Raw genomic sequence first — 547 nt, 5'->3', positions numbered from 1 at the left:
CTCCGTTACCTTTTAGGAGGCAACCGCCCCAGTTAAACTACCCACCAGACACTGTCCCCCACCCGGATTCACGGGCGCGGGTTAGACGTCCAAAACGACCAGAGTGGTATTTCACCAATGACTCCACCCCGACTAGCGTCGGAGCTTCCCAGTCTCCCACCTATCCTACACAAGACGCTCCAAACGCCAATGTCAAGCTGTAGTGAAGGTCCCGGGGTCTTTCCGTCCTGCTGCGCGAAACGAGCATCTTTACTCGTACTGCAATTTCACCGGGCCTGTGGTTGAGACAGCGGGGAAGTCGTTACGCCATTCGTGCAGGTCGGAACTTACCCGACAAGGAATTTCGCTACCTTAGGATGGTTATAGTTACCACCGCCGTTTACCGGCGCTTAAGTTCTCACCTTCGCACCCCAAAAGGATGCTAAGCGGTCCCCTTAACGTTCCGGCACCGGGCAGGCGTCAGTCCGTATACATCGTCTTACGACTTCGCACGGACCTGTGTTTTTAGTAAACAGTCGCTTCCCCCTGGCCACTGCGACCCCCACCA

The 547-nt window shown here is 55.9% G+C and carries 1 rRNA gene; it reads right to left on the bottom strand.

Annotation, left to right across the window (positions count from 1 at the left end):
- Positions 1-547, bottom strand: a 23S ribosomal RNA gene (locus HHX37_RS35410); the annotation flags it as partial.

The organism is Microbispora sp. H10885, from assembly GCF_014161415.1.
In the GTDB taxonomy this organism is placed as follows: Bacteria; Actinomycetota; Actinomycetes; order Streptosporangiales; family Streptosporangiaceae; genus Microbispora; species Microbispora triticiradicis.
The sequence above is the reverse complement of the archived record's forward strand: the minus strand, read 5'-3'. Positions and strand labels throughout refer to the sequence as shown.